Below are 20,818 nucleotides of genomic sequence, written 5' to 3' on the forward strand. Positions count from 1 at the left end.
TCAGCCGTGCGCGGTCCGTCCGTACTCGTCCTTGAATCGGACGATGTCGTCCTCGCCCAAATACGGCCCGTTCTGAACTTCGATGATGTGCAACGTCTCCTGGCCGAAATTTTCCAAACGATGGCGCGTCTCGACCGGGATGGCGGTGCTCTGGCCGACCTGCAGATCGAAGACGTCGTCGCCACGCGTCACCCGTGCCGTGCCGGCGATGACGACCCAGTGTTCGCTCCTTCGGTGATGCATTTGCAGCGACAGTCTCCCGCCCGGCTTCACCGTCACCCGCTTTACCTTATACCCGTCGCCTTCTTCCAAGATGGTATAGGATCCCCAGGGCCGATGGACGGTGACGTGCTCGAGGTGCTCGGGAGCTCCCTGCTGCTTGAGAATGTCCACGACCTTCTTCACGTCCTGCGCCCGGTCCTTCGGACAAACCAACGTGGCATCGGGGGTATCGACCACGACCATGTCCGTCAAGCCGATCGTCGCCACGACACGCCGGTCTCCGTAGACGACGGATCTGCGGCTGCCGAGATCGACGACCCGCCCTCCCACGATATTGCCCGCCTTGTCCTTTGGAGCGACTTCGTCGAGGCTGCCCCAGCTCCCGACGTCCGACCACTCGAACGCGACCGGGACGACGGCCGATTTCGTGGATCGCTCCATGACCCCGGTATCGACGGACACGGGAGCCAACTTCTTGTATTCCTCGTCGATCGCTCCCCTCATCCCTCCCGCCTGCATCAATTCCCGGATCCGTTCGATCCCCTTGAACAGCGCCGGTTGATGATGCCGGATTTCCTCGAGAATCGTCGCGGCCCGCCAGACGAACATCCCGCTGTTCCAGTAGTAATCCTTCGCCTTCACGTACTGCGCGGCTTTGACGGCATTGGGCTTTTCCACGAAGCGGCTCACCGGATGGCCTTTGAGTTTGCCCTGTTTGCCGACCGTGATCCGTTTGTTCGGCTTGATATAACCGTAGCCGGTTTCGGGTCTGATCGGCTTGATCCCGAAGGTGACGAGATAGCCCTGGCCCGCCAGCTCAGCCGCAAGCTTCACCGCGGCGTCAAACTCCTTCTGTCCCTTGACGATGTGATCCGCAGGCACGACCAGCATCACCGCATCCGGGTCGCGGCGCACCAATTCCAGCGCGGCCAGCGCAATGGCGGGCGCCGTGTTCCTGCCTTCCGGCTCGAGCACGAAGTTGTCCTTGATCTCGTCCTTCCATTCCACGAGTTGGATACGGATCGATTCCGCTTGGGCGGGATTGGTCGAGATCAGGACCTGTTGCGCCGGCGCCCCGTGAACGACCCGCCTCATCGTCTGCTGGATCAGAGTCTCGTCGCCGATGATGCGCAACAGCTGTTTCGGAAACAGGTGCCGGCTCAACGGCCAGAATCTGGTGCCACTGCCCCCCGCCATGATGACGGGATATACCGCCGCTCGATTCTTCATTCGACTATCCCTCCACGAATCCGCTACGCGCATCAAGAATCAGATCGATGACTTCCCGAACGGCCCCCTCGCCACCCTTTTTACGGCAGACATAGTCCACCGCCGCGATCACCGGCCGGACTCCGTCAAGCGGAGTAGCCGAAAATCCTGCCGCCTTGAGAGTGGCGAGGTCGTTGATGTCGTCACCGATGTATGCCACCTGCTCCATCGTCAACCCGTGTCTGGCCGCCATCTCCCGAACCAACACCAGCTTGTCCATCACGCCCTGGTGCACTTCGGGAATCGCCAGCTTCTCGGCGCGTCTGGCGACCAGCTTGGTGCGCTCTTGGGTGACGATTGCGGTCACCAATCCCGCGCGCTGGAGCAGCTTGATGCCCATTCCGTCGCGCGTGTTGAATTTCTTCCACTCGTCTCCGGATTCGGCGTAGTACATGCCCCCGTCGGTCAGCACCCCGTCGACGTCGGTGGCGAACAGCCGAATCCCCTTGAGCTTGCCTGCGAGCCGCTTGCCGGCCGCCTTCTTCCCGCCGTGCGCGGCGGCTCGAGACGTAGCCATTGTCAAAGTAGTCCTTCCGGGTCGCTCACGTCGTCATCATACCGACTCGACGCGGCCCTGCAAACAAAAAACCATCGGCGCGACTCATACAGGTGCGGCCCCCGACGACGGTATCGTCGACGCGGATGAACGGATCTGTCTTGTGAAACGATCGAGCGCGTCGCGCCAGTCCGGCAGCGGCGCCCGCACCAGCCCCAGACGGCCGTACGCCAAGACGCTGTATGGAGGTCGTGTCGCCGGACGCTGGGATTGGGTGGTCGGGATCGGACGGACGACGGTGGCGCTGCCGATCAGCCTTACGATCGTGTCGGCGAATTCGTACCAGGTGCTGCTTCCGCTGTTCGTCACATGACAGATCCCCGTAAGCCGGCTTGGAATGAGATCGACCAGCGCCCGAGCCAGATCGTCGGCGAAGGTCGGACAGCCCCGCTGGTCCGCCACGACCTCCAGCACCGGCCGTTCACCGGCGAGTTGCATGATCGTTTTGACGAAATTCTTCCCGCCGTGTCCATAGAGCCATGCCGTGCGGACGACGAGGCAGTCCTCGCAATGTTCGGCGGCCGCCGCCTCCCCGTCCCGCTTCGATCGGCCGTACATGTTGAGGGGATTGGTGGGATCTTCTTCCGTGTAAGGCGTATCTTTCGCGCCGTCGAACACGTAGTCGGTCGAAATATAGATCAGCCTGCCGCCGACACGCTGGGCTGCGCGGGCCACGGCAGCGGTCCCCTCGACGTTGACCGCCCGGGCTCGATCCGGCTCCCGCTCCGCTCCATCGACGTTGGTATAGGCGGCGGCATGCACGACGACATGAGGCCTGGCTTGGACGATCTGCTCCTCGCACGACGCGGCGGTCAGATCGAACTCCGGCAAGTCCTTGAGGATCAGCGTCTCGGGGGGCAAGACCGACCGCAGCGCGCAGCCGAGCTGTCCCTGGGCGCCGGTGATGAGAATTCTCGTCTCAGGCATGAAGGGCTGAGTCCATTTCCATCCTAACCGGCTTCGTTCAGCCGCGTCCGATACTGCTCTTCATAGTAACGGCGGAACTCGCCGGACTTGATGGGACGCCACCAGGATTCATGCGTCCGGTACCATTCGACCGTGGCATTCAGACCGCCCTCGAACGACACCGACGGCCGCCATCCGAGCGCGTGAAGCTTGGTGCAATCCACCGCATAGCGCCGATCATGTCCCGGACGGTCCCGGACGAACCGGATAAGTTGTGCCGGTTTGCCCAGGCAAGCCAGCAACCGCTCCGCGACGACGAGATTTTCCCGCTCATTGCCGCCGCCGATATTATAGACCTGTCCCGGTTCGCCCCGGAGCAGGACGTGGTCGATCGCCGCACAATGATCCTCGACTGCCAGCCAATCCCTACACTGGCGCCCGTCCCCATACAGGGGAAGCGCTTGGTCGTCGATCGCGTTGGTGACGAATAGGGGAATGAATTTCTCTGGATACTGATTGGGGCCATACGTGTTGCTTCCGCGTGTGACCATCACCGGAAAGCCGAACGTCGTCCAATAGCTCAACACCAGGAGTTCCCCGCCGGCCTTGCTGGCCGAATAGGGACTGCGCGGAACGAGCGGCGCCTCTTCCGTCGAACTTCCGGTCTCAACGCTGCCGTAGACTTCGTCGGTGCTGACCTGCAGGAACCGGGAGACGCCGGCTCGCCTGGATTCCTCGAGCAGTACGCCGGTTCCAACGACGTCCGTCCGTGCAAAGGTTCCCGGATCCATGATCGACCGATCGACGTGGGTCTCGGCGGCGGCGTTGACGACGGCTTCGATTCGATGCTCCCGCAACACTCGCTCCACCAGCGGCTGATCGCCGATGTCCCCATGCACGAATCGATACCGCCGATCTCCCTCCAGATCCCGCAGGTTGGCAGGATTGCCTGAATATTTCAGCGCGTCCAAGTTGACGACTTCGTGACCGCCTCCCGTGACCAGGCGACGGACCAGATGCGATCCGATGAAGCCGGCGCCTCCGGTGACCAGAATTTTCATGCAACCACGAGAGCCGCTCGTTGATCCGGCAACGGATTCATGCCTCGATCCGTTCCATTTTATTCGCGCCTGTCCGGCTGACCAGTTGATGGGCCTGGTGAAGCGATTCGATCGTACCGGCATCCGTCCACCAGCCTTCGAGCACGTCCCAGGTCAGAGTCCCCGTCCGGATGTAGGCGTTGTTCACGTCCGTAATCTCCAATTCGCCGCGCCCCGACGGCTTCAGCGTCTTGATGATGTCGAACACCCCGGCGTCATAGAAATAAATACCCGTGACGGCGTAGGGCGACGAAGGACTGACCGGTTTCTCCTCGATCCTGAGGACACGCCTGCCCTCCAACACCGGCACGCCGAATCGTTGAGGGTCTTTCACTTCCTTCAGCAAGATCTTGGCGCCTTTCCGCTGCTCACGAAACGCCCGCGCCGCCGCGGCGATGTTCCCTTCGATGATGTTGTCGCCGAGAATCACGCACACCTCTTCCCCGTCGGCAAAATGTTCCGCCAGCCGAAGCGCATCGGCGATCCCGCCCTCGCCTTCCTGATACGTGTAGTTCAACCGTTTGAGGCCGAACTCCTTGCCGTTGCCCAACAACTTCAAAAAATCACCCGCGCTGTTGCCTCCGGTCACGAGCATGATCTCATCGATACCGGCATTCGCAAGCGTCTGAATGGGATAGTAGATCATCGGCCGGTTGAATACCGGCAGCAGATGCTTGTTCGTCACTTTGGTCAGCGGCAACAATCTCGTCCCCAATCCTCCCGCGAGCACCACGCCTCTCATGATCCCTCCCTCATCCGACAACTCGCCGACATTCCGCGCGAAGAATCCTGCCCATTTATCGGCTCTCGCCGGCGGCATGCCGGACGGCTCGGCTGCTTTTGCGTTGATCGACGCCGGCTGAACGGGCTTACGGAATGGGCTGGGGCTTCGGCGGAACGAGCGGCCTGTAAGTCGGGACGGCTTCCTGCAGCGCCCTGACCACCGTGTCGTCGTCGCCATGGGCGACCGCCGCTTCCAACCGTGCGACCATCCGATCGATTTCACTCTCCGCGCATGCGCGATCATTGACGGCTCGCCGGATCTTGACATGGGCGGTCGGTTCGACCCGCTCTCCGTCTTCGAACAACTCCTCATACAGTTTCTCGCCGGGCCGAAGCCCGACGTAGGTGATACGGATATCTTCCTCCGGCACGAACCCGGACAGCACGATCATGTTTCTCGCGAGATCGACGACTTTGATTTGATCGCCCATGTCCAGTACGAACACGTCCCCGCCCTGACCGAGTACGCTGGCTTGCAGGACCAGCTGCACGGCCTCCGGAATCGTCATGAAGAACCGGGTGATGTCCGGATGCGTGACGGTCACCGGTCCGCCCATGCGGATCTGTTCGGTGAACAAGGGCACCACGCTGCCGTTGCTCCCGAGGACGTTTCCGAACCGAACGACGGTGAACTTGGCCGTCCCCCTGAGGTTCAGCCGCTGGATCAGATCTTCCGCCACCCGTTTGGACGCCCCCATCACGCTCGTCGGATTCACGGCCTTGTCCGTCGAGATCAGCACGAAGCGCTCGACGCCCGCTTGCAAGGAAGCTTCCGCCACGGTCCTGGTCCCCAAGACATTGTTGCGGACGGCCTCCCTGGGATTCATTTCCATCAGGGGGACATGCTTGTGCGCCGCCGCATGAAACACCAGCTCGGGTCGGGTCTGTCCCATGACGTCCGCCACCCGTTCCGGCAAGGCGACGTCGCCCACGGCGGAGATGATCTTGACCCGGGGAAACCGCGCCCGGAGTTCGAGATCCAGCGCGTGCAGGCTGTTCTCGTACCGTTCGAACAGCACCAGCGACGACGGTCGATAATGCGCGATTTGCCGGCACAACTCGGATCCGATCGAACCGCCTGCTCCGGTGACCAGCACCCGCCTTCCTTCCAGGAGCGGATGCAATTCCTCCCGATCGGTCTGCACCGGCTCTCGCTGCAGCAAATCTTCCAGGCTCATCGGACGGACCTGCCTGAAGGCGGCCGGATCCGCCAGCAACTGCTTGACGCTCGGCAGAATCTTGATGGGAACCTTGCAGCCCTCGGCCGCAGCGAGGATCTTCTGCTTCACGGCATTCGACGCGGAGGGGATCGCTACGATGATTTCATGGACCACCAACCGTCTGGATACTTCGGGAATGTCCTGGATCCGGCCGGCCACCGAAATGCCGTGAATTTTCATCCGCTGTTTCACCGGATCGTCGTCGATCAATCCCACCGGGCGATAGTGGTAGCGGCCGTCGCTCAACATGTCCCGCACCAGCAACTCGCTCGCGTTCCCGGCGCCGACGACGAGGACCCGTCGGGTCATCGGGCTCCAGACCTGAATCCATTCCCGGAACCATCGAACCGCCAGGCGGATTCCGGCCAGGTACAACCCGCTCAGCAGCCCCGTGAGAATGATGACCGAGCGCGGGTACTCCACCAACCCGAACAGACCGTGCAGCACCGCGTACGAGGCAGCCACGCCGGCGACCGACGCCCAGAAGATGCGTCCCAGGTCGTGCAATCCCACGTACCGCCACAAACCGTGCTGAATACCGAACAAGAACAACCCCAGCCAATACACCGCCACGATGACCGGCAAGCCGCGAAGCAGCAGCGCGCTGTAAAAGGGGGAAATCTCCCCGTCGAAACGGAGCGCGAAGGCCGTCACGTTGGCCGCGACCACGAGGCCCGCCTGGCTCAGAACGACGATCACCGACCGGTAGCGGAGCAGGGCGTCGCCGTAGCGGCCGAGCAAGTGCTGAAAGATTCTCACGATGGTCAAACGCATAGACGTCAGCTCGAAACGGTTTCGTTTCCCTGGCTCTCCGGCGAAGGCAGCCAGAGCACGCTCATCCCCACCAATACCCAGAACAGGACGGCCAACGCTCCGACCAGCATTTGATCAAATTGCAGGCGAACAAACAATCCGCCCATGCTCCCGACGGTTCCCGCCAATACCGACCTCGAGAGTCCGTCCGCCGCGGCTCGATAGGCTTGTGCCGTCGTCCGCACCAGTGTGACGTAGAATCCGAGAAACAGGGCCATCCCCGCGATGCCCACGTGAAGAGCCAGATACAAGAGAATGTTATGGGCGCCTTGCGCCTTCACGGCCGCATGACCGGGAGCGACGGTCTCCGCATCATCGCCGTACAGCATCGCATAGGTCTGCCCGCCGTACCCCACGCCGACGAGCCAATGTTCGCCGATCTCCGACAGGGTGAACTTCCAGATGTCGAAGCGGTGGACGATGGAGGCCAGCCCGGTCTTGACCGGGATGGAAGTCTGGACCGCCGGTTGTTCTGCAACCGGAACCGGCGACTTGAGCCAAACCGCCAGGAGCACGACGAGCACCAGTCCAAGCGTGACCACTCCGGCCGTCCATTTGGCCAAGCTCGTACGTACAAGCCAGGCCATGACGACGAGCTCGGCCGCGAACGCGATCAGTCCGGCTCTGGATTGGGTGCTCAACAGACAGGCAGCGGCCAGCACCGACAGCGCCGCCCCCACGCCTGTCATGATAGGGGAATGATCGCCATAGGCGGCAGCCAGTGCGTACGGCAGGGTCATGACAAGAAACGTCGTCAGCCAAACCTCGGCCGGAAACGAGGAGATGATCGCCTGCGGATCGGCGACGTTGAACTGCGTCAGGCCGTATGCCGACACCAGGAACAATGACGTACCCAGGACGAGGAGCAGCACCGTTCTGCTTCCCAGATCCGTCAAGAACCACACCACGGCATAGAGTGTGGTCACGCCCTGGAGCAATTTCCCATATTCCTTGAAACTATACGAAGGGAAGGCCGCAAACGGGATCGTGAGCCCTACCCACAGGACGAACGCAAGGAGCCATACATCGTAGGGCGTCTTCCGGTAGAACAATCGCCTCCTCACCACGCACCAGATAACCAGCAAACCGAGCAGCACGATAAATGCGTGCCGCTCCACGAACAGCAACCGTTTGAAGGGCAAGGTCGCCACATAGACCAATAGCAGGAGTCGGATCGTCGCGTCGAAATACCAGGACAACGTGGCGAGCCATGGCGGCAACGAATTGCGACGTTCTTCTGTCACGTCATCTGCTCCCGAGATCCGCCCGCGATTCACGTCGGTGAACCGCCAAGGCCAGACCGGCAAAGACCGCCATCCATACGAACAGGATCACCATCCGCCATCGGTCGGTGGCGCCCCGATAGACAATCGCCAACCCTCCGCACCAGAGCATGAGGCCGTACTCCACAAGCACCGATCGCCGATGGCTCCAACCTGACAGAACCAGGCGTTGATAATAATGTTCGCGATGTCCCTCCCAGATTCGCGCGCCACGCCAGGCGCGGCGCACCACCGTCACCGTCGCGTCCAAGATGAACGGAGAAAAAATCAGGAGCGGCACCCAGATGTCGAAGAGCCGGTCCCGCACGCCAAGCAGCATGAGCGCGCCAGCCGTAAAACCTAATGGAATACTTCCGACATCTCCCATAAATATACGTGCCGGCGGAAAATTATGAATGAGAAACCCCGCTGCGCTTGCGGCCACCAGCGACGTGATCAGCAACATGAACGGATGCCCGGATCTCCAGCCAAAGAAGGCAAGAAATCCGAATCCGATGGCGGTCATGCCTCCCGCAAACCCATCCATGCCGTCCATGAAGTTGTAAAGGTTGGTCATCCAGACGAGAAACAGGACGCTCACCGGCGCGGCGAACCAGCCCAGTGCGACCGGCCCGACACCGGGAATCGGTACGGACGACACTCTGAGCCCCACGCCCCAGACGACGATCGCCGCCGCGGCCGCCTGCGCCCCGAAGCGAACCCACACCGGCAACCCGCCGCGATCGTCCAGAAATGACACGACGGTCACAAGGGCGATTGATCCGACGATCCAGAGACTGGCGGACGCAAATCCTTTCGGAAGAAATCCCTTCGATTGCGGCACCAGGGCGTACCCGATCGCGGCCAAGCCCAGCCCGATCAGAATGCTGACCAGGAGGGCGATACCTCCGGAACGGGGTGTCGGCGCGCTGTGCAAGGACCGTTCGTTGGGATGATCCAGCGAGCGAAGAAATGAGGCTTCGCGAGCCAAACGGCCGGTAATCCACCAGGCCAGCGTGCCCACGACCGCGAAAACCAAAAGCCCCATCATGGCCGTGACTGTCGATAGTGCGCAATGAGGTCCGGCACCGCCGCGTCGAACCTGTCGAACGGCCGGTATCCGGCCTCCCGCATCAACGCTTCGGAACTATACCAGGCCTGCCCGATGAGTTTCACAAGGGTCGCGGACGTCAGCGGCAAAGGCCGTCTGACACAGAGTTGGAGCAGATCACCACAGAGGCCGGTGACAGTCAGGATCGGGAGCGGAACGCGCCAAGACGGAGGCGGAAGGCCGAGTCCGCTCCGCAGCAGATCGTAAATGTCCGTCACGGAGTAAGGGACTTCGTCCGTGACGACGTAGCAAGGCCGCGCCACGGCTTTGGGTTGCAGCAGTGCGCGGACGGCGAGCACGAAATTCTTTACGCTGAGCAGGCTGCGGAGCGCCCGTACCCGGGGGAGCGGAGGAAAGCGGCCGCGATCGATCGCATCGATCATGCGATAGAGATTCCCCTTGGCGGTCCGACCATAGACGAGGGGCAGGCGCAACGAGACCGTGGCAAAGCGTCCCGGCACGGCGGAGGCCGCTACCGCCTGTTCGGCTTCCCATTTGGACCGCGCATACGGGGTTTGCGGATCGGGAGGGGTCCGCTCATCGGCGCAGCCGGCGGTCGTTTCGCCGAAGACTTTCACCGAACTTGCGAAGAGAAACCGGGAGACGCCGCCCGCGACGGCCGCGTCCAGCAAATGCCTGGTACCATCGACGTTGATCGACCGGTAGTCTGCTTCCCTCAGGGACTTGTCATCCGCCGCATGAACCAAGCCGGCCAGATGCACGACGGCATCGCAGCCGCGTGCCGCTTCTCCGGCGCAACGCGGATCGCGAATGTCACCGACGATGGTATCGACGCCGGGAACATCCTGCGGGAGCGCCGGCTGCCGGATGAGCGCCCGGACGCGATGGCCGGACCGTACCAGGTCCTCTGTGAGCGCGTGTCCGAGAAAGCCTCCCGCCCCCGTCACGAGCACTCTCGTCATGACACTCCCGGCGGCTTTCCGGCCAATAACTCCCGATACAGCCGGATCACCTGCTCCGTGACTGTCTCGACCGAGAACGACCGCACGACCAATTCGCGGGCTGCGACTCCCATCTCGGTCCGCAGCGCAGGATCGTCGAGCAGCGAATGAATCGCCGCAGCGAGCGCCGCGGAGTCTTTGGGGGGTACGAGCAGGCCCGTCACTCCGTGCACGAGAATCTCGCGACAACCGGGAACGTCGGTCGCCACCATGGGCTTGCCGCAAGCCGCAGCCTCCAGAAGACTCTTCGGAAGGCCCTCCCTGTAGGAGGGCAACACCGCGATCGTCGCCAGCGCCAGGGTGGCCGGCATGTCCTCCCGATGTCCCCACCACTCGACCAGACCTTCCTCTGCCCAGCTTCGAACCGTTTCTTCGAGAATGGCGGCGGGATTGTGTTCGTCGCAGCGGCCGACCAACACGAAGCGCGCCGACACGCCGTTGGACTTGAGGCGGCGAACGGCTTCGATGAACTCTCCGATGCCCTTGTCCCAAAGCATCCGTGACGCCAGCATGACGATCGGTCCCTCACCGGACGGCGGGCGAAGGGTGAACGTCGAGACGTCCACCCCCGATCCCGGAATGATCCGGCTCTGTTCCCGCGTCACCACCCGTTCCTTGATGAGGAGATCGCGATCGTCGTGATTCTGAAAGATCACGGTCGAGCGGACGGATGTCAGCACCGCACGCAACACGCGTCCCAACGTCTTGTTCAAGAATCGGCCCTGCCTGTCCTCGTCCGTGAACAGATAGCCCAACCCGGCGAAGGCGTTCACGACGGTCGGCACCGAGGCGAGCCGCGCGGCGATCGACCCATACAGAATCGGCTTCAGTCCCACATGATGGACGACGGCAGGCCGCTCACGCTTGTAGAGTCTCGTCAGCTCCGCGAGGGCCAGGAGCTCGGCCAGGGGATTTTTGCTGCGCCGGGACAATCGGATGGGAAACAGCCGGACCCCTTCCTTCAGAATCCGCGTCTCGTGGTCGGTCACGCGGGTCGCCAGGGCGACGTCGAACCCGGACGCGACCGCCGCGCGGGCGAGGTCCAGCCGATGAGACCAGAAATACCAGTCCTCAGTGATGAGATACAGCAGCCGCGGACGAGCGTTCATGTGCACTGAGCCACGCTTGGAACATCAGCACGTTCCAGAGCTGATATTGCCAGTTGCGCCGTCCCGAAAGATGCTCGGCCCATCGTTCGCGAATCGGCCCCGGATGGAGGAAGCCTTCGCGCCTGATCCGGGCCTCGCTCAACAGATCCTCCGCCCAGGCCCGCAAGGGGCCGCGCAGCCACTGGTCGATTGGAATCCCGAATCCCGTCTTCGGCCGGTCGATCAGAACCCGTGGCACGTACCGATACAGCACATGGCGAAGCAGCCATTTCCCCTCTCCTTCCCGCTTGATCTTCATGGAGAGCGGCAGACGCCATGCGAATTCGATCACCCGATGGTCGAGCAGCGGCACGCGGGCTTCGAGGCCGTTGCCCATGCTCGCCCGATCCACTTTCGTGAGGATGTCGTCCGGCAGATAGGTCATCAGATCGAGGTACATCATCTGCCCGGTAAAATCCGGCAATTCCGCGCGCCGACGGCCGTCCGACAGCAGCGTAAGAGGTTCCCGTCCTCCGATCACGAGTTCCGCCGGACGCTTCCATTGCGACACCATGTTCAGATACATGCCTGCCGGCGAATCGAAGCGCAGCATGTCCGCCAGTTTGTGAATCTTGTCTCCGGGCGTATGGGGCCAACCTTTCCACGGCATCATGGCCATGGCGATCTGCACCGTGCGATCCCACCCTTCCGCCGGCAGAGCAGTCATCAGCCGTGCGACGACATGACGAAGGGATTCGGGCATCCACTGAAACCGGTTCCAGATCCGCCTCCACCAAAAATAGCGGTTATATCCGGCGAAGAGTTCATCGCCGCCGTCCCCCGACAGACTCACCGTCACGGAGCGGCGGGCCAACTCCGACAGCAGGAAGGTGGGAATCTGCGAAGGATCGCCGAACGGCTCATCGTAGAGATGCGGCAACCGCGGGATCACCGCCATCGCCTGCTCGGATGAGATGTAGAGCTCGGTGTGGTCCGTCCCGAGCGCCTGGGCCACCCGTTTCGCGTGCGTGGCCTCATTATAGCGGGGGTCATCAAACCCGATGGTAAACGTACGGATCGGTTTCCTGCTTTGCTTCTGCATCAATGCGGAGACGAGCGACGAGTCCACGCCGCCAGAAAGAAAGGCCCCGAGCGGCACGTCCGAAATCATCCGCAAGCCGACGGCGTTCGTCAGCAGCTCGTCGAATTGATCGAGCGCCTCTTCGTCGGTTCCTTCAAACGGCCTCATGACTCCGGCCTCGGCGACGCACCGCGCGGACCAATAGCGAATCGGACGCCAGTCCGCCGCGGTTTCGTCCGGGTCCGGGCTGAACCCCCTTTGAGACGAAGTGCGCCCAGCCGGAACGGTCAGCAGACATCCGGGAGGCAGCTTGTAGATGGATCGATAGATGGAGAACGGCGTCGGCACATAGCTCAGGCGCATGAACGAGACGAGAGCGTCGCGGTTGATGTCGCCGCTGAATCCCGGTACCTGCTCGAATGCCTTCAGTTCAGAGCCGAAGGCAAACAGCGATCCCACCCAGCCATAGTACAGAGGTTTGATTCCGACCCGATCCCGCCCCAGATGCAGTTCGCGCCGCTCGAGATCCCACAAGGCGAAGGCGAACATTCCGACGAACCGTCCGACAGCGTTCTCGACGCCCCAGGTTTCGATCGCCGCCAGCATCACTTCCGTGTCCGAGTGTCCTCTGAAGGCTGCGCCGAGCCGCTCCAGCTCGGCTCTCAATTCCGTGAAGTTGTAGATCTCGCCGTTGTAGGACAGGAGATACCGTCCACCGGCCGATCGCATCGGCTGATGGCCTTCCGACGACAGATCCAGAATGGAGAGCCGCGCGTGTCCGAGCGCGACGCCTACTTCAGGATCGACCCAATTTCCGGCATCGTCGGGCCCTCGATACCGTATGGACCGCACCATCAACCCGATCACGAGCCGGAGATCCAGATCTTTGCCTCCCAGCAGTCCCGCTATTCCACACATGGCCAGGCTCTCGATACTCCTCGGCTAATCCGTCAGCACGTCAGCTGCGGAATCATCCCCGATCGACAGATCAGGCGATCGAGTGCGCCGGCCATCTCGGCATGTCCCGCTTCGTTCGTGTGGGGATCCCGAGGCCAGAGGTAGAATCGGCCGGGATCATTCGTCTGCTCGAATATCGGCGTCATGTCGACGAACGGAATGCGGAGGCGCCGGCAGGCATCGAGCAGGATGTGATTGATCTGTTGCACGTCCGGATGGTGCAGCTGCGACACGTCCGGTATCAACATGAGCACGAGTGCAGCCTGCGCGGCATCGGCACGCTCCTTCACTCTGGCGAGATGGCGGCCCAGCAGATCGATATACTGTCGCCGCTCTTCCGTGTCGCCCGTACTCATCAAGTAGTTGGAGCGTTTGGACCATTCTTCCCGGCGAACATCCAGGTCGTGCAGGTACCCCACCCTCGCCGGTCTGTTTTTCTCCCGCACGAGGTGGCTGAGCGACTTCATGAAATTGAACAGGCGGGAACGGTGGAGGACGCCCCCTTTGTATTGCAGGCCTTGCTGATACTGAAGATCAGGCGGCAGCCGATCCTGGAGCGGTCCGTTCAGGTCGTCGACGAAATAGGCCAGCACGATCAGATTGGGAGCCAGCTGCGGCTCCATCGACGTGAGATAGATATAATATTGATTGAGTCCCCATCCCGGGACCCCGGTATTGATCGTCTCGATTTGCCGTCCCGTGCGATCCGCAAGCAGCCGTTCAAGCCGTCGAAGAAACGTCCGGTCTTCAGGGACGCCCCACCCGAACAGGAAGGAATCGCCAAGCCCCAGGATCCGCACCGTGTCCGCCGGCTTACGCGGCGCGTGTTCTCCGTCGCGGAACCCCTGTTCATTGATCCGTATCGGTACGTTGAGCGGACCGAATCCCTCGAACCCCGGCACCAGTTCGTGACCGAACTTGTCGGAAGGCCGATACCAGGCGGCATAGTCGATATGGGCTTTGGAGAGCGGATGATCCGAAACCCGCAGCATCGCCTCCGCCGCGACCCCGGCTCCCACGAGCGAGCCGCAGACGAGGGCCGCTTCACGCCACTTGCCCGCCGATGCCAAGGCCGTCAGGCCCGTCACCAACAGTCCGATAACCGGAAACTCCATGGTGGTTGAATGAAGTCGAAGCCCTCCGATATCGAGCGATACTCCGGAGCCGAACACCACAAGAGTCAAGTCGACGGCGCACAGCAAGAATGCCGTCATCAGCACGGCCCTGAGCAGCCTCAACAGAACTTGCATGCGTATTGATCCCGGTGCTGCACTTCCGCTCCAGAAGTCTCCTCGGCCCGATGACTTAACGACCGGAAGCGCGGGCGCTGAGACGATCGGGATGTCTGCGGTCAAAGGAGGCGACAACCTGGTGCAGGAACATGTCAGTTTGAGCGGCGCGGGCGTCCCATGAATGCTCTCGACGAATCAGGTCAAGCCCTCGACGTCCCATCTCTGCGGCTGCGGCGGGACTTCTTGCGAGATCTGACACGGCTTGCGCCAGCGCCTTTCCGTCGTCGGCGGGAAATACCAGCCCGCAGTGATTCGATCGGACCAGTTCCGCCTGATAAGGAAAGTCGCTGACGATCGCCGGGATGCCGCAAGCCAGTGTTTCGAACAACTTCAGCGGAGCAAGACCCGTCATGGACCGACCGCCGGGATTTGATATCGGGACAAGTCCGGCCAGCGCGCCGGCGACGACGGATCCGACCTCCGCATAGGGTCGTCGTCCCAGCAACACCAGTTTCTTATTGTCCCGCGCCGCCTGCTCCAACGTACTCGTCCCGCTCCCGTCGCCGACGATCACGAGAGAGACGTCTGCAGGCCAGGAGGCGTCACCCGTCGCCGCAACCAAGGTGGAGATGCCATGCCAGTGGGCCAACCCGCCGAAAAAGACGACATAGCGGCCGGGCAACCCCTCATACCGTTCCCGTTCCGGGCTAAAGAGTCTCGTGTTCGCGCCGTTCGGGATGACAGACAAGGGTTGATGCCCCCCCGATTCCTGTTTTACCCACCCCGCAAGCTGCGGCGTCACCGTAATCAGCCCGGCTGCGTGACGGTACTGCGTTCGCCATAGGCGAGTCACCAGACTCCGCCATCTGGCCGCCGTGGGATACCCGACAAAAATGTCCTCATAGATACCGTTGACTTCGTGAACGACGGGAACCTGAAAGATCCGAGCGGCCCGAGCCGCCAGGGCGGCCATCGGATGCGCTCGAACGTAGATCAACTGATACTGTCGTACGCGAGAGGCCAGCCGAAGTTGAATCAACAGATGTTCCCAGAGCCGGCCTGCAAGAGATGGTCGGATCCAGCGATCGCTGTAAGAGGGAGCGAACAACTCCACCACATGGCCTCTTCTCCTCAGGCCCTCGATAATTTCGACCACGTGTACATAAGACGCTTGTCCTTCGCGAGGAGCCTCCAGCGCCAGATAGGCGATTCTCATCTTCCGGTCCCGCTCATCTTGATATGAGCATCGCTTGGCTTCCCATCCCGATCATCGCTCATGCGCGCATGGCAAACGTTCTCATCCAGATTCCAAAACTGATAAGGCGCCAAATAACGAACGAAAACGACCGCCTTCCCGTAACAATCTTTTCGAACAAGCCGGCCGCATCCGATCCCAGGATGCCGGATGAAAGATCTATCGCGTTGTGCACGGCACGGCGGAACAGATCGGGATCTTCTTCCCTCATCCACACTTCTTCCGGCGTCGCAAATCCGAGCTTGTCCCGGCGCGTGCGCACGCGTTCGGGCAGCGTCGCGCGCAGTCCCTCTCGCATCACTCGTTTCGTCATCCCGTTTCCGATCTTGTATTCATCGGGCAAACCCAGCACGAACTCGACCAGACGGTAGTCGAGAAAGGGAACGCGGGCTTCGATGGAGTGCGCCATGGAATTGCGATCCTCCCAATGAAGGAGCATCGGCAGCGACGTCGCCCCGACCTGTGCCCGGGACATCGCTTGAACCGTGCGCGCTTTGGCAGCTCCCGCCGCGGCAAACGGATCCAGAGGAACCGCTCCGAGCCGTTTCATATCCAACCACGATGCATCCCTTCCCGACTTCCCTGCCCATAACCGCAACCGCTGACGGGCAGCCTCCGGCAGCACGTTGTCCATCACCTGTTTGGCACCCCAGGATATCGGATACCCGTGAATCGTGTTGAGTTCGCGTAATTCCGTTAATAAGGTCGACCACCGCATTTCCCTCAAGAGCCGGCCCAGATAGGGAGAAAAATATGCATGATAGCCCGCGAGTTGCTCATCGGCTCCCTGCCCGTCCAGCATCACTTTCACACGGTGTTCCGCGGCCAGTCCAAACACATGCCATTGAGCATAAATGCTGGTCGAACCGAACGGCTCGTCCTGCGTCCACGTCAAACGGTCCGCCGTCTGAAACAGGTCGACGAGACGGGGATACACAGAATGTCCCTCAGCTCCCGTGTGTCGGACCACTTCGTCGATATACAGTCGTTCGTCGAATCGATCGATTGTTGAACAGGAAGAAAAGGTTTTCTGCCGTACAGCCGCTCCGTTGCCGCGGAGAAGTTCGTTCATCACGCAGACAATCGCCGAAGAATCGAGACCGCCGGACAAACAGGAGCCGACCGGAACATCGGATCGGAGACGGAGCCGAACGGCATCCGTAAAAAGTGAAAGAAACCGCTCCGCCGCGGTCTTCATGTCGCCGTCGAACGGCTGCGGACTCAAGTGGTACCACCGTTTGATCGGCGGGCCGGCCAGTAGTTCCTCTATAGAGCAATGGAGCGATTCACCGCCCCGCAGTTGACGGACTCTCTCGAACAGGGTCTCATCCGTATGGTCCATCAACCCCCAGTTGAGAAAGTCGTACGCGCGCTGGCCGTTGACGGAAGGCGACCACTCCGGCAACACGGTGAACTGCTTGATCTCCGAGGCCATCGCCATCAGTCCCTGCCCCGAACACCACAGATACAGCGGCTTGACGCCGAATCGGTCGCGCGCGGCAAAGACCCGTCCGGCTTCTCGATCCACGAGCACGAACGCGAACATGCCGTTAAAGCGCTGCAGGCACTCCTCTCCCCATGCCCGGTAGGAAGCAAGGATGACCTCGGTGTCGGTATGCGAGACGAAGGAATGTCCCAGAGATTCCAGTTCGGCGCGAAGCTCGAGGTAGTTGTAGATCTCCCCGTTGTGAATGACCCAGAAGCGGCCGTCGGCCGTGCACATCGGTTGATGACCGGCTGCACTCACGTCGAGAATCGACAGCCGCCGGTGGCCCAGCGCCGCGATCACGTCGCGGTGAAATCCGTTCTGCCGGACCGGGGCGTAGGAGACCGCCATCTCGTATACCGCCTGCGGAGTATCGATCCCTCCCGAAGCAGCCGCCTTCATCGTGCCGGCCGAGAACGCCACGACCCCTTCATCATCCGGACCACGATGGCGGACGGCGTCGGTCATGGCACGAACCAGCGGTTCCAACGGAGCGGGGGTTGAGGCAAAGATCGCTGCGATGCCGCACATGTCTATGCAAAGTCCTGACGAACCGTCGCCGTTTCGGCAGCTCGGCCGCCATGAGATTGGTTGATGAGATTCTGGTAGGTCGATTTGAGGTGGGAGGCGATACGGGCGGGATCGTGCCAGACTTCGGCGTACCGCCTGGAGCGCATACCCAGTTCGCCGAGTTCATGACGCCGGACCGTCAGCAATTCGCGCAGCACGCGGGTAATGGAATCGGGTGTGGCGTTGACCACCGGCAACTCCGCACGCATGGCGGGCGGAATGAAATGGAGATCTCGGTCCCGGATATAGGCGACGACCGGCTTGCCGAGGGCCATCAGTTCCACGGCCAGTCCTCCGTACCAGCCGACCAACAGCTGATCGATCAGGAGGTCGGCGCCGGCATACAGTCTCATCGCTTCGACATGAGATAACCCTTCTACCAACACGAATTCGAATGGCACGCCTTCGGACTTGAGCCGATTGACGGCGTCGAGGACGAACCTGGTTCCCTTGACCCCTCGATGGCTCGGCGCGTGCAGGACCATCGGCACAGCACGAGTCGTCCCACCGGGTGGCGTAATCGCCGCCACGTCCAGATGTGCATACGGCATGAACCGGGCGCGGGCGGGCAGGACGTGAAGCAGGTCGGGATTCACCGCAAACACGGCATCCGCATAGCGTCCGACCGTTTCAATTCGCGCTCTCTTCAGGCGGTCCGATTCGGCCGTGTAATACCCCGCTTCATCCGCCGGATGGATTTCACAGTGCGCGCGAAGGAAGTCGCCCTGTCGGGCATCATCCCCCTGATACGTCATGACGATGGACTTCCCGTTGAGCTTCAGAAGCCGCAGATCTGCCAGCTCGAGCGGCGCGGCGTACAGATTGTACAGGCGCCGAGTCCATGACGGGAGATTGCGCTTCGAAGCGGCATCCAGTGGAAGCCGCTGAGGCATGGCGGATTGGCCGAAGTTGAAATGGATGACGTCGTAGTGCCGCAAGGCCATGGCGAGGAGTCGCCAGCGCGCCAGTTGAAGAGCCGCTTCACCGCCTGACGACAGCACCCGGTCTGCGGGATAGCCGAAGGGATGCGGTTGCAAGGCCACGCATTGGCTCTTCAAACCTATGGCCCGTTCGGCCTTGGCAAGTTGGTAGGGTTGGCCTCCGACGAGATCCGGGCAATGCAACACTCGTATGGGAGCCGGCGCGATCTCCATTCAGCAGGCGACTAGCCGGACCTGCCGCGCATGGTGATGCCGTAGAAGTCAACGTGCTCGTGGAGCACGCGCAAACCGGCGCGGTCAAACCAGGCCCGTATTTCCTCCACCGTGTGCCGTGAACAGAGTTGCGGATGGTACCATTCGTAGTTGATGACGGCGTTGTCGTGAAAACTCAGCTCCGGATTCCAAAAACACTTCATGAAAAAATGATAGAGAAATCGTTGCAGGTCATAACGCCCCGCCGGGATTCCCAGCGCCTCGACTGCGGGAACGTCGACGTCCGTGCGAAGTTCGGACAGCACCTTCCCCAGGGCGGTTATCTGCTCCGCCGTCTTCATCGCGTCCTCATACGACAGCCCGGAAATACGGGCCCGTACGAAGTCATCCACAAACTCACGAACCGGGGCTTTCTGCTTATACACGTACACAGCGATCTCCCCTCCCGGCTCGAGCAGAGAGCAAAGATTGCGGAACGCCTTCTCCGGATCAGAAGTATGATGGAGCACTTCCTGACAGTAGATGAAATCGAACCGTCCCAACCCCGACAGATCTCCCAGCAGATCCGCCTCCCTGACGTCGATTCGTTCGTATCCGGCCAGGTTGCGTCGTGCGACGTCGGCCGCGACGAGATCGAACGCCACGATGTCCGTGTGGTCGACCGGTGAGCAGGACCGCAGCAACGCCGTGACCCGGCCGTTGCCGCACCCTGCATCCAAAATACGGCGCTTCGTCGCCAGATAGGCCGCGAGCTCGGCCTTGCTCGCGAATCCGTTTCGCGTCAGGATCCATCGATTGATATCGCTGCCTTCTTCGAGCGTCTGATCGAGCGCCAGATGGGGATTGTTCTCCCATTTGTCTTTGAAGCTATGTCGGGTGTTGTCCGCCATTGAACCCTTTAGAGATGGTGGGAGCCGCCGTGGGATCCCTTCAGCGTCCGCTCCAGTCCGTCGGAGAAGCTCACGGTGGGAGCGGCCAGTAACCGGCACATCTTCGTGATATCGCCGCTGAGATGCCTCGGGGACGCGGCGTGGTCGACATGGAACACGGGATCGCGTCCGACCGCTTTCCCGATAAGGCTCGCGATGTCGCGCATATGCATGACTTCGGGACCCGCGACATTGATAATATGGCTGCCCGATAACTCGAGTGCCCGAGACACGGCCAGGGACGCATCCTCGACGAAAATGGGATTGAGCCGGATACCCTCTTCCCCCTGAAGCGTGACCGGCCTCCCCTCCTTGATGGAATCGATCAGCCTCGGAATGAGCATCGACTTCTTCTGGCCGGGACCAAAGACGAAGAAGAATCGGAGGATCACCACCGAAAAGCACTCGGAATAGCTCGCCGCCACGAGTTCCGAACACTGTTTCGAGGCCAAGTAAAAGCCGAGAGGTCCACCCGGCCCCACCTTGTCGTCCTCCCGAAATGAATTCTCCCCGTGCCCGTACACCCCGCCCGATGAGGCAAGGATGAACCGCTGGACGCCGGAAACCCTCGCCCAGTCCAGCATCCGCTGGACATTGGCGACGTTGACTTCAAAAATGTTCCGGGCCTGCTCAGGAAAATCCCGAAAGTGATCGGATTGAGCGAGATAGATGACTGTCGATACATCCTTCGGCAACACCGGCAGAATGGAATCGGACAGATCGTGCGCAATCCATTGGACGCCGGACACCTCAGGCTCGTGGCGTCCAACTGCTACAACCTCGGCATGAGCGGACATTCGTGCGAGTAGGCTTCTGCCGATCAATCCGGAACCGCCAGTCGCAAGTATCCGAGCCATCTGCT

Annotated in this window: 17 protein-coding genes; all 17 read right to left on the minus strand. The window is 61.4% G+C overall.

What is annotated here, in order from left to right; genetic code table 11:
• The 17 genes from NSJP_RS18850 to NSJP_RS18930 all read right to left on the minus strand — a co-directional run bounded on the left by NSJP_RS18850 (position 1) and on the right by NSJP_RS18930 (position 20,813).
• A complete protein-coding gene (locus tag NSJP_RS18850; RefSeq protein WP_080888411.1) occupies positions 1-1,452 on the minus strand; it encodes a mannose-1-phosphate guanylyltransferase/mannose-6-phosphate isomerase in 1,452 nt (483 codons plus the stop codon).
• Between the two features lie 4 nt (positions 1,453-1,456).
• Positions 1,457-2,008 (minus strand): KdsC family phosphatase, encoded by a 552-nt coding sequence (locus NSJP_RS18855; RefSeq protein ID WP_231989438.1) that lies wholly within the window; start codon positions 2,006-2,008, stop codon positions 1,457-1,459.
• A gap of 84 nt (positions 2,009-2,092) precedes the next feature.
• Positions 2,093-2,974 carry a dTDP-4-dehydrorhamnose reductase gene (gene rfbD, locus NSJP_RS18860; RefSeq protein WP_080888412.1) on the minus strand — a complete coding sequence of 294 codons (882 nt, stop codon included), beginning with the start codon at positions 2,972-2,974 and terminating at the stop codon, positions 2,093-2,095.
• 23 nt (positions 2,975-2,997) lie between these two features.
• Complete coding sequence (gene rfbB / locus NSJP_RS18865; protein ID WP_080888413.1) at positions 2,998-4,014, minus strand: dTDP-glucose 4,6-dehydratase; 1,017 nt, start codon at positions 4,012-4,014, stop codon at positions 2,998-3,000.
• Between the two features lie 37 nt (positions 4,015-4,051).
• The gene (locus tag NSJP_RS18870) at positions 4,052-4,795 is read right to left on the minus strand and encodes a sugar phosphate nucleotidyltransferase (RefSeq protein WP_080888670.1); all 744 of its coding nucleotides are present in this window, start codon (positions 4,793-4,795) and stop codon (positions 4,052-4,054) included.
• Between the two features lie 127 nt (positions 4,796-4,922).
• Positions 4,923-6,830: a polysaccharide biosynthesis protein gene (locus tag NSJP_RS18875; protein ID WP_080888414.1), complete on the minus strand. Its 1,908-nt coding sequence runs from the start codon at positions 6,828-6,830 to the stop codon at positions 4,923-4,925.
• 5 nt (positions 6,831-6,835) lie between these two features.
• On the minus strand, positions 6,836-8,113 hold the full coding sequence (locus tag NSJP_RS18880) for an O-antigen ligase family protein (protein ID WP_080888415.1): 1,278 nt from the start codon (positions 8,111-8,113) through the stop codon (positions 6,836-6,838).
• Position 8,114: 1 nt separating this feature from the next.
• Positions 8,115-9,182 carry a glycosyltransferase family 4 protein gene (locus tag NSJP_RS18885; RefSeq protein ID WP_155970498.1) on the minus strand — a complete coding sequence of 356 codons (1,068 nt, stop codon included), beginning with the start codon at positions 9,180-9,182 and terminating at the stop codon, positions 8,115-8,117.
• Complete coding sequence (locus NSJP_RS18890; protein WP_080888417.1) at positions 9,179-10,165, minus strand: NAD-dependent epimerase/dehydratase family protein; 987 nt, start codon at positions 10,163-10,165, stop codon at positions 9,179-9,181. The genes NSJP_RS18885 and NSJP_RS18890 overlap by 4 nt, the downstream gene beginning before the upstream one ends.
• Entirely contained in the window at positions 10,162-11,313 is a 1,152-nt protein-coding gene (locus NSJP_RS18895) for a glycosyltransferase family 4 protein (RefSeq protein ID WP_080888418.1), read from the minus strand. The genes NSJP_RS18890 and NSJP_RS18895 overlap by 4 nt, the downstream gene beginning before the upstream one ends.
• Complete coding sequence (gene asnB / locus NSJP_RS18900; protein ID WP_080888419.1) at positions 11,276-13,291, minus strand: asparagine synthase (glutamine-hydrolyzing); 2,016 nt, start codon at positions 13,289-13,291, stop codon at positions 11,276-11,278. The genes NSJP_RS18895 and asnB (NSJP_RS18900) overlap by 38 nt, the downstream gene beginning before the upstream one ends.
• Positions 13,292-13,323: 32 nt before the next feature.
• Positions 13,324-14,580, minus strand: coding sequence for an SGNH/GDSL hydrolase family protein (locus tag NSJP_RS18905; protein WP_080888420.1), 1,257 nt, complete (start codon positions 14,578-14,580; stop codon positions 13,324-13,326).
• A 55-nt stretch (positions 14,581-14,635) separates the two neighbouring features.
• On the minus strand, positions 14,636-15,778 hold the full coding sequence (locus tag NSJP_RS18910) for a glycosyltransferase family 4 protein (RefSeq protein WP_080888421.1): 1,143 nt from the start codon (positions 15,776-15,778) through the stop codon (positions 14,636-14,638).
• A gap of 58 nt (positions 15,779-15,836) precedes the next feature.
• The gene (gene asnB, locus NSJP_RS18915; RefSeq protein WP_080888422.1) at positions 15,837-17,834 is read right to left on the minus strand and encodes an asparagine synthase (glutamine-hydrolyzing); all 1,998 of its coding nucleotides are present in this window, start codon (positions 17,832-17,834) and stop codon (positions 15,837-15,839) included.
• A 2-nt stretch (positions 17,835-17,836) separates the two neighbouring features.
• Complete coding sequence (locus tag NSJP_RS18920) at positions 17,837-19,027, minus strand: glycosyltransferase family protein (RefSeq protein ID WP_080888423.1); 1,191 nt, start codon at positions 19,025-19,027, stop codon at positions 17,837-17,839.
• An 11-nt stretch (positions 19,028-19,038) separates the two neighbouring features.
• Positions 19,039-19,917 (minus strand): class I SAM-dependent methyltransferase, encoded by an 879-nt coding sequence (locus NSJP_RS18925; RefSeq protein WP_080888424.1) that lies wholly within the window; start codon positions 19,915-19,917, stop codon positions 19,039-19,041.
• A gap of 8 nt (positions 19,918-19,925) precedes the next feature.
• Positions 19,926-20,813: an NAD-dependent epimerase/dehydratase family protein gene (locus NSJP_RS18930; RefSeq protein ID WP_080888425.1), complete on the minus strand. Its 888-nt coding sequence runs from the start codon at positions 20,811-20,813 to the stop codon at positions 19,926-19,928.
• Positions 20,814-20,818 lie beyond the last annotated feature (5 nt).

It is taken from the genome of Nitrospira japonica (genome assembly GCF_900169565.1).
Classification (GTDB): Bacteria; Nitrospirota; Nitrospiria; order Nitrospirales; family Nitrospiraceae; genus Nitrospira_C; species Nitrospira_C japonica_A.